At 75.8% G+C, this 9,115-nt stretch carries 7 protein-coding genes; 4 read left to right on the forward strand and 3 right to left on the reverse strand.

The features are described from left to right. Positions 1-193: 193 nt before the first annotated feature. Both ABZW03_RS31305 and ABZW03_RS31310 read left to right on the forward strand, forming a co-directional pair. A complete protein-coding gene (locus ABZW03_RS31305) occupies positions 194-1,837 on the forward strand; it encodes a tetratricopeptide repeat protein (RefSeq protein WP_355265724.1) in 1,644 nt (547 codons plus the stop codon). 266 nt (positions 1,838-2,103) lie between these two features. After that, positions 2,104-4,563 carry a helix-turn-helix domain-containing protein gene (locus ABZW03_RS31310; RefSeq protein WP_355265727.1) on the forward strand — a complete coding sequence of 820 codons (2,460 nt, stop codon included), beginning with the start codon at positions 2,104-2,106 and terminating at the stop codon, positions 4,561-4,563. Positions 4,564-4,682: 119 nt separating this feature from the next. On the opposite strand, the gene ABZW03_RS31315 is transcribed toward ABZW03_RS31310, so the two are convergent. Next, complete coding sequence (locus ABZW03_RS31315; RefSeq protein ID WP_355265730.1) at positions 4,683-5,957, reverse strand: serine hydrolase domain-containing protein; 1,275 nt, start codon at positions 5,955-5,957, stop codon at positions 4,683-4,685. 352 nt (positions 5,958-6,309) lie between these two features. Between ABZW03_RS31315 and ABZW03_RS31320 the strand changes: the two genes are divergently transcribed. Beyond that, the gene (locus ABZW03_RS31320; protein WP_355265733.1) at positions 6,310-7,224 is read left to right on the forward strand and encodes an alkaline phosphatase family protein; all 915 of its coding nucleotides are present in this window, start codon (positions 6,310-6,312) and stop codon (positions 7,222-7,224) included. Between the two features lie 218 nt (positions 7,225-7,442). On the opposite strand, the gene ABZW03_RS31325 is transcribed toward ABZW03_RS31320, so the two are convergent. After that, positions 7,443-7,739, reverse strand: a complete 297-nt coding sequence (locus ABZW03_RS31325) for a hypothetical protein (protein ID WP_355265735.1) — start codon at positions 7,737-7,739, stop codon at positions 7,443-7,445. Positions 7,740-8,286: 547 nt separating this feature from the next. Here ABZW03_RS31325 and ABZW03_RS31330 point away from each other — a divergent pair. Continuing rightward, positions 8,287-8,532: a hypothetical protein gene (locus ABZW03_RS31330; RefSeq protein WP_355265738.1), complete on the forward strand. Its 246-nt coding sequence runs from the start codon at positions 8,287-8,289 to the stop codon at positions 8,530-8,532. Positions 8,533-8,697: 165 nt separating this feature from the next. Here the strand turns inward: ABZW03_RS31330 and ABZW03_RS31335 are convergent, their stop codons facing one another. After that, positions 8,698-8,982 (reverse strand): hypothetical protein, encoded by a 285-nt coding sequence (locus tag ABZW03_RS31335; protein WP_355265741.1) that lies wholly within the window; start codon positions 8,980-8,982, stop codon positions 8,698-8,700. Between the last annotated feature and the right edge of the window lie 133 nt (positions 8,983-9,115).

Consider the following 9,115-nt stretch of genomic DNA (forward strand, 5'->3'; position numbering starts at 1 on the left):
GCGTACAGCGAGATGAGCGAGGACTCTCTGCGCGAGGAGGTGCTGACCGCGCGGCGGATCGTCGTCAAGGTCGGCTCCTCCTCCCTGACCACGGCAGTGGACGGCCCTGCGCGGCGACGCCTACTTCCCGGACGGCATCCTGCGCGCCGAGCTGAACGGCTTCGACCCGGACGGGCCGCGCGAACCCGCCGCGGTGCTCGGCGAGTTCCTCACCGCCCTCGGCGTCGCCCCGGACGCGCTGCCCGTCGAGGCCGGGGACCGCGCCCGCCGCTACCGCGAACTGGTCGCCGGCCGGCGGATGCTGGTCGTGCTGGACGACGCCGCCTCCTACGAGCAGCTGGCCCCGCTGCTGCCCGACCCGCCGGCCACCGACTGCGAGCCCGCCCCGGTCGCGGTCGTCACCAGCCGCAGCCGGCTGCGCCACCTGCTGGTCCGCACCGCCGGCATCCCGCTGCCGCTGGGCGTGCTCGGCCCCGAGGAGGCCGCCGCCCTGATCGCCCGCACCCTCGGCGCGGACCGTACGGCCGGTGAGCCGGAGGCCGTCGCCGAACTCGCCGAGCGCTGCGACCACCTGCCGCTCGCGCTGCGGCTGGCCGCCGCCCGGCTGGCCGCCCGGCCGGACTGGTCGGTGGCCGACCTCGTCGCCGAACTCGCCGACGAGCAGACCGGCCTGGCCGCCCTCTCCGGCCCCGGCACCGCCCGCGGCCCGCTCGGCCTCACCACCGCGCTGGACCGGACCCACCGCACGCTGGCGCCCGACGCCGCCCGGCTGTTCACCCTGCTCGGCCTGCACCCCGGCGCGGAGATCGGCACCGACACCGCCGCCGCCCTCGCCGACCTCCCGCCCGCCGCCACCCGCACCCTGCTGACCCGGCTCGACGCCGTCCACCTGCTGGAGGAGACCAGCCCCGGCCGGTACGCCCGGCGCGAGCTGGTCCGCCGCCACGCCGCCGCGCAGGCCGCCGAACTCGCCTGTGAGGAGCGGTACCTGGCCCTGGACCGGCTGATCGCCCACTACCTCGACGTCACCGAGGGCTGGACGGCCGAAGGCACGGCGGCGGCCGGCACGGCGGCCTGGTTCCGCCGCGAGGAGAGCGCGCTGCGCGCCGTCGTGCTCTGCGCCGAGCAGAAGGGACGGGCCACCGCGGCCTGGCGGCTCGCCCACCGGGCCGGCCGGTTGTACGAGGCCACCGGCCACGACCGGGTCCACTGGCGGGCCGTGGTCGAGGCCGGGCTGAGCGCCGCGCACGCGGACCGGGACGAGTCGGCCGTCGCCCGGCTCGCCACCGACCTCGCCGTCCTGCACGTCGACCGCTCGGCCCACCGCACCGCCGCCGACACGCTGGAGCGGGCCGTCGAGGCCGCCGACCGGGCCGGCGACCCCGCCCTGCGCCACCACTGCCGCAGCCGGGTGGCCGCCGCCCTGGTGCGGACCGGCCGGTACGAGCGGGCGCTGCCGATGCTCGGCGACCTGGTGGCGGCCGCCCGCACCCCGGCCACCGACCACCTGCTGGTCCGCTCGCTCACCGGCCTCGCCGACGCGCTGGTCCTGGCCGGCGACCCCGAGCCGGCCCTGCGCCACGCCGACGAGGCGGTGCGCACCGCCACCGCCCGCTCCGGCGGCGCCGAGGCCGTCCTCGCCACCCACAGCCGGGCCCGCGCGCTGCACGCCCTCGGCCGCCGGGACGCCGCGCTCTCCTCGGCCCGGCTCGCCGTCGCGCTCGGCCGCACCGTCGGCGACCCGGCCCTCGAAGCCCGCTCCCACGGCCTGCTCGCCGACCTGCTGGACGCCCTCGGGCGCACCGTCGAGGGCGCGGAGGCGAGGCGGCTGGTGTGACCTCCCGCCGGCCGCCGGTGGCGGAAAACCGCCGTTCGACCAGCGGAACCACAGGCGGAACTATCGGCGGTTCGGGCCCCGGCGGAACCGCTGCCGCCTGGCCGCCCCGCCCGCGTGCAGCTGTCCTGACCTGGGCGGATACCCTGAGGGCAGGCCGGGTGGGAGGAACCCGCCGGCCGGGGCATACTTCTGCCTGGAGCGAACCGCCGCAGGCGACTCCAGGCAGAAGTGCGGAACTGCGCAGGACCGAACGAGTGGGGGCGGGCATGGCGGCCGGGGGCGGCACGGACACGGAGACGAACGAGTTCAGCCGTCTGCTGGCCGGGCACCGGGTGGCGGCGGGCCTGACCCAGGAGGAGCTCGCCGCGGCCGCCGGGGTCAGCCTGCGCGCCCTCGGGGACATGGAGCGCGGCCGCACCCGCGGGCCGCAGCGGCGCACCGTACGGGCCCTGGCCGAGGCGCTCGGGCTGGACCGTCCGCAGGCGGAGGCGCTGGACCGGGCCGCGCAGTCCGGCCGCCCGCGCGGGGTGCGGCCCGGTCCGGCGTCCGCCGGGATCCCCGCCCGGCCCGCCCGCTCGGTACCGCGCCAGGACACCGCCGGCCGCCGCGCCGCCGAGCAGGACCTGCCCGAGCTGCACGCCGCCGAGCTGCACGCCCCCGGCCGGAACGCCTTCGGCCAGGACGCCGCCGGCCAGGACGCGCCGGGCGCCGACAGACCGACGGCGGCCCCCGCCGAGACCGGCCAGAGCGCCCTCGCGCTGCCCCGCGACATCGCCGACTTCACCGCCCGCGAGGACGCCCTCGCCCTGCTCGCCCGGCTGGCCGAGGACGAGCGGCCGACCCACCCGCGGGTGGTGCTGATCAGCGGTCAGCCCGGCCTCGGCAAGACCTCCTTCGCCCTGCACGCCGCCCACGCCCTGGCCGAGCGCTTCCCGGACGGCCAGCTCTCCCTGGACCTCGGCGGCATGTCGGCGCAGCCGCTGCCCGCCCGCGACGCGCTCGGCCAGGTGCTGCGCGCCCTGGGCGTGGCGGACGCCGCGGTGCCCGCCGGGACGGAGGAGCGGGCCGGCCTCTACCGGGCGCTGGTCCGCGACCGGCGGCTCGTGCTGGTGCTGGACAACGCCGCCGACGAGGGCCAGGTGCGCCCGCTGCTGCCCGGCTCCGGCCCGGCCGTGACCATCGTGACCAGCCGCAACGTGCTGCCCGGCCTGGAGTCGGTGCACCGGCTGAGCCTGGACGTGCTGTCCCCGGCCGAGGCGGCCGGGCTGCTGGCCCGGATCGCCGGCCGGGAGCGGATCGAGGCCGCGCCCGACGCCACCGCCGAACTGGCCAGGCTCTGCGGGTACCTGCCGCTCGCGCTGCGGATCGCCGGGCAGCGCCTGGTCGCCCGCCCGCAGCAGCCGGTCGCCCACCTGGTGCGCCAGCTCGCCGCTGAGGAGAACCGGCTGGACCTGCTGGAGACCGGCGACCTGGCCGTCCGCCCGGCCTTCGAACTGTCCTACCGGCGGCTGCCGGTCGAGTCCCGACTCGTCCTCCGCCGCTGCGCGCTGACCGCGGGGAAGGACTTCACCGCGGAGATCGCCGCGGCCTACGCGGGCGGGTCGGCGGCCCGCACCGAGCTGGTGCTGGAGCAGCTCGTGGACGCCGGACTGGTGCAGGCGGCCACCCCGGACCGCTACCGCCTGCACGACCTGGTGCGGCTCTACGCGGGCGAGCGGCTGGCCGCCGAGGAGACGGCCGAGGAGCTGGCCGAGGCCCGCACCCGGGCCGGCCGCCGGATCCTCGCCCTGGCCGCCGAGTACGGGCTGCGGTTCGACCCCGACCACGCCGCCGAGGAGCCCGGCACCGGCGGCTCCGCGCCCGCGCACCTCACCGAGGCGGCCGCCTGGCTGGAGTACGAGCACCCGGAGTGGCTGGCCGCCCTGCACGAGGCGCAGCGGGCCGGCCGGTACCGGGAGGTGGTGGACACCGCCGAGGCGATGCACTGGTTCTCCGACCGCCTGCTGAGCTGGGGCATCTGGGCCGAGGTGTTCCAGCTCTCGGTGGACGCCGCCCGCGCGATCGGGGACACCCGGGTCGAGGCGGTGCACGTCAACTACCTGGCCTGGACGTACGTCACCTGCCTGCACCGCTACCAGCGGGGCGTCGAACTGGCCGCCGAGGGGCTGGAGCTGGCCCGCGCGGCGGGGGACCGGGAGCAGCAGGGCTGGGCGCTCACCTACCTCGCCTCGGGCCTGCGCTACCTCCAGCGGCACCGCGAGGCGACCGACGCCTTCCACCGGGCGGCGGACGCCTTCGCCGAGGTCGACAACCGCTCGGCGATGATCGGCCGGCTGGTCACCCTGCGGGGCGCCGCCAACTGCCTGCGGGAGTCCGGCCGGGCCGAGGAGGCGGTGGAGTCGCGCCGGCGGGCCCTGGCCGGGGCGCTGGAGCTGGTGGAGCGCTGGTCCTCGCCGCTGATCCACCTGCTGGCGGCCATGACCGCGCACGAACTCGGCCTGGACCGCGCCGCGTTGAGGCGCTGGCCGGCCGCCGAGAAGGCGTACCGGCAGGCCCTGGTGCACTTCGAGGCGGTGGGCCGCCCGGACAGCATGACCAAGACGCTGACCGAACTGGGCACCGCGCTGATCGAGCAGGGCCGCCCCGAGGAGGCCCGCGAACTGCTCACCGAGGCGCTCACCGACCTGAGCGCGGAGGGCCCCCGCTCGGCCGGTGCCCGGCACTGACCGGTGCCCGGCGCTGACCGGCGCCCGGCGCTGACCGGTGCTGACCGGCGTCCCACGACGGCCGCGCCCGCCTCCGGTCCCAGCGGAACCGGAAAGCGGGCGCGGGGCGGACCGGCCGGTCAGATCCGGGTGTCCTCCACCACCGGCAGCGAGTTCACCGGGGCCGAAGCCGGCACCGAGGACGGGGCGAAGTTCGACCGCGGGGCGGCGGCGGGCTGCTTGCCGCAGAAGGCCGGCTCCAGGGTGTTCATCAGCCCCTGGGTCACCGCGCCGTTGTTGGAGGCGTTGGCGAGGACCACCACGCTGCGCCGCCCGTCCGGGGTGGTGAAGGACTGGGTGTTGAAGCCCTGCACGATGCCGCCGTGGCCGTACACGTCCCCGCAGGAGAGCGCGATGCGGCGCAGGCCCAGGCCGTAGGAGATCTTCGGGGTGGGCGTCGGCAGGGCGGCGGTCATCTGCTGGAGCGAGGCGTCCGAGACGAGCCCGCCGTCGCGGCCGGCCATCAGCGCGGAGAGGAAGCGGTCCAGGTCCTCGGCGGTGGAGATGAGGGCCCCGGCGCTCCACACCCAGGAGCCGGTCTGCTCGGTGGAGTCCAGCAGCGGCTTGGTGCGGTCGTCGTTGGTGAGGTAGCCGGTGACGTGGGCGCCGCGGATCGTCCGGTCGGGCACGACGAAGGAGGTCCCGCGCAGGCCCAGCGGCTGGATGATCCGCTCGTTCAGCACCTCCGGGAACGCCTGGCCGGTGAGGTGCTCGACCGCCAGGCCCAGCAGCACGTAGTCGGTGTTGGAGTAGGCGTAGCGGCTGCCTGGGGTGTACTGCAGGCCGTGCTTGACCGACATCGCCACCAGCGCGCGCGGGTCGTACACGGTGTTGCGGATGCGGGCCTCGAACGCGCTGGTGGTCTCCTCGCCGGCCTGCTCCAGCAGGTCGTTGGTGTGGTCGTAGACACCGGCCCGGTGCTCCAGCACCTGGCGGCCCGTCATGGTCCAGCTCTCCGGCAGGACGCCCTCGGGCAGGTACTCGCGCAGCGGCCGGTCGAGGTCGATCCGGCCCTCCTCCGCCAGCTGCATCACGAGAACGGCGGCGAACATCTTGCTGTTGCTGCCGACCCGGAACCTCCACGAGGAGTTCATCGGGGTCCCGTCCAGGTCGGCCAGGCCGACGCTCACCGAGCGGGTCCGGTCGGCCGTGCCGTGGTCGCGGATCACCGCGAAGGCCCCCGGGGCGCCGGCCGCGGTGGTGGCCTGGAGGGCGGCCCGCACACCGGCGAGGTCGGGCGCGGCCGCGTCGGTGGTGGTCTGGCCGGCGGCCGCGGCGGGCAGGGCGCCGGTCGCCACCAGGACGGCGCCGGCGGCGGCCACCGCGAGCGGACGCAGAAGGCTGGTCTTCGCCATGTTCCTCGGTTCTCCCCTCAGCTGACGCGGTGTCCGACCGCGCCGTTCGGAGGTCACTATCACCGGCCGGGGCGGTCCGTGGCAATGTGAACCGGTTCGCCCGCATTTCCCGTTGTCGGTGGTGGTTTCGGCGCTCGCACCGTTCGTTTCCCGCTCCGGGGCCAAGGTTTCACCTGCCGGCGTCTACCCGCGTCAACGGGTCCGCCCCCATGCTGTTCGGGCGCTTTCGCGCACTCCGGCGGGCCCGTCCCACCGGGTTCTCCCGCACCGACCACGGAACTTCCCCGCCCGACGGCCGGCACCTCCCGCTCCGAGCCCGGCCCGCGGGCCGTCTCCTACCCGAGGAATTGTCATGACTTCGTCCACGAAGCCCCTGGACCCCAGCTCCCGCCGCTCCCCCCGCTCCCGCCGGACCGCGACCGCGATCGGCTCCGCCGTAGCCCTGGTCGCCGCCTCCGCCGGCCTCTGGGCGGCCACCGCCACCACCGCCCAGGCCGCCGCGCTGCCGACGCCCGACCACATCGTCGTCGTGGTGATGGAGAACCACGCCTACACCCAGGTCATCGGCAGCAGCAGCGCCCCGTACATCAACAACACCCTCAAGGCGGGCGGCGCCAACCTCACCCAGTCCTTCGGCATCACCCACCCGAGCGAGCCGAACTACTACGCGCTGTTCTCCGGCTCCACCCAGGGCCGGGTCGACGACAGCTGTGTGCCGGTCGGCGGCTTCCAGGCCGCCAACCTCGCCTCCGAGGTGATCGCCGCCGGCAAGACCTGGGCCAGCTACAACGAGTCCCTGCCCAGCCAGGGCAGCACCGTGTGCAGCAGCGGCAGCTACGCCCAGAAGCACAACCCGTGGTTCGGCTTCGGCAACGTCCCGGTCAGCTCGGCGAAGACCTTCGCCCAGTTCCCGACCGACTACAGCACCCTGCCGAACGTCTCCTTCGTGGTGCCGAACCTCTGCAACGACATGCACGACTGCTCGGTCGGCACCGGCGACACCTGGATCAAGAACAACCTGGGCGCGTACGCCAGTTGGGCGCAGACCCACAACAGCCTGCTGGTCGTCACCTTCGACGAGGACAACCGGCTGTCCGGCAACCGCATCCCGACCGTGATCTACGGCGCCCACGTGACGCCCGGCAGCAGCAGCGCCACCACCTACAACCACTACAACGTGCTGCGCACCCTGGAGGACCTGGCCGGCACCACCGGCCACGCGGGCAACGCGGCCACCGCGGCGGACATCACCGGCATCTGGAACTGAGGCACCCGGACCGGAACCGCGTCGCGGTGACCGGCCCCTGACCCCGGTCCGGCTCCGAAGCCGGCACCCGGGCCGGCTGCCCTGCCGCCGGCCCGGGCGCCACGTCTGCCGCGGCGGCCGGGTGCGGAGCTGTCGGACGCCGTCGCGGCGCCTGCCCGGACGGGCGTCAGTGAGCGGACGTCAGCCGCGGGGCTGGCAACGTCCCGGGGCTGCGGAGGCTACACCAGCACAGTGGGGCAGGCGCAGCGCCCACTCACGGCGCGCAGGGCGGCTGTGTGCAGGTCCCGCACCTCCGAGAGGGGGATGCGGGCCACCGTGATGGCGACTCGGCTCGGGTCTGCGGGGGTTCTCGCGGTGACGTCGAGTTCGGCCTGTTCCGCTTCCGTCGCACGAACCAGGAGCGAGAAGAGGTAAGCGCCCTCGTCCTCGGTGTACCCGTCGGCCCACAGCTCGATCAGTGCGCCGCTCTGCAACGTCACGTGCCAGGCGGCGGGGGCTCCAGCGGTGAATTCCACAGCTGGGATGCTAGCCAACGCCCACCTGCGGCGAGCACTCGCCCATCGGGACACGTGCTGAGGGCGCTGGCCCGGTGCCGCCGTGGCGGGCTGGGGTGGCTGGGTGGCCGGGGGGCGAACCGGCGGACGCCGGGGACGGCCGCGGTGCCCGCGCGGGCGAGCGTCACCGGCCTTACTGCCGCGAGCAGCGGGACCCGGGTGACCCAGGCGGTTTCCTTTCCCTCACCCCCGCCCGCCGGGTGAGGGCCTGTGACGCTGTCCCGGACCCGCTTCACCGCCCGTCCGGTGTTCCGCCTACAGTCCGCTGTCGAAGGGGGTGGGCATCGTGCTTCGCAAGTCGACGGTCGTCTGGCACGCCACCGGGCTGGGTGCGGTGGTAGGGGCCGCGCCCTGCCTGTTCATCGGTGCGGGCGTCGCGGACTCTCTCGGGCTCGGGACCGGGCTCGCGGTCGTTGCGTTCGGGCTGGTCACAGGGGCGTTGCCGGGGCTGGTGGCCGGGGTCTCACTGGCAGCGAGCCGAAAGGGCGCGCCCACCAGGCGGTGGTCCGTGCGGGCGTCCCTGGCGACGGGGGCCGTGTTCTTCGTCGAGAGCGTGGTCGTGATGGGCCTCACCCGCGGCCCCGCGTTCTTCGCTCTGGCGGTCTTCGGCACCCCCGTCGCCATGGTGATCGCCGCGTGGGCGGCCGCGAACATGGCGCGCAGGGCCGGCGAGTTCGCGTGGGTCGGCCCCGAGGAGTACGCGTTCTTCTACCGGCTCGACCGGGCCGGGGCCCACCGCAGGGCCAACGCGTAGGCCGGGTGGACGCCGTGGCACCGTTCGGCGGCGGGTGACCGGCAAGATCCGGGAGACGAGGCCGAGGCGTCGGCGGGCGGCGGCGCCAGGAGGTGGCCGGGCGGGGCGTCGTGGTGATCGGCCTTCGAATCCGGTTCGGCTCTGGGACCGGGCCTTGAGGCTGGGTCAGGTCCGGGCCGGGGGCCGCTTGGTCGCCTCCCCGGGTGCCGCCTCTGCCGTGGCAGGCCGGGGCGGGCGAGTGCCGAATCGGCGGACGCCGGGGACGGCCGCGGTGCCGGCGCAGACGAGGGTCACCAGCACGGCCGACGCGAGCAGCGGGGCGCGGCTGCCCCAGGTGTCGGCGGCCAGCGGGGCCAGGACGTAGCCGAGCGGGGCGCCGGCCAGCGAGAGGAGCCAGTCGTACGAGGTGACCCGGGCCAGCACCCCGGGCTGGAACTCCTGCTGGACCACCGTCTGCCAGACCGGGTTGAGGAAGCCCAGCCCGGCCAGCCAACGGAGACCCCGCCAACGACACGGGCGGCATCACGGGCGGGCGGCTGGAGAACGGCTTCAACCCCGCCGACAAGGGCTTCTACCACGGCGG

Origin of the sequence: Kitasatospora sp. NPDC004799 (genome assembly GCF_040609095.1) — a bacterium.
Classification (GTDB): domain Bacteria; phylum Actinomycetota; class Actinomycetes; order Streptomycetales; family Streptomycetaceae; genus Kitasatospora.

Excerpts from the sequence above, each read along its gene's own strand:
- ABZW03_RS31310 (WP_355265727.1), top strand. The coding sequence starts at position 2,104 with ATGGCGGCCGGGGGCGGCACGGACACGGAGACGAACGAGTTCAGCCGT.
- ABZW03_RS31315 (WP_355265730.1), bottom strand. The coding sequence starts at position 5,957 with ATGGCGAAGACCAGCCTTCTGCGTCCGCTCGCGGTGGCCGCCGCCGGC.
- ABZW03_RS31320 (WP_355265733.1), top strand. The coding sequence starts at position 6,310 with ATGACTTCGTCCACGAAGCCCCTGGACCCCAGCTCCCGCCGCTCCCCC.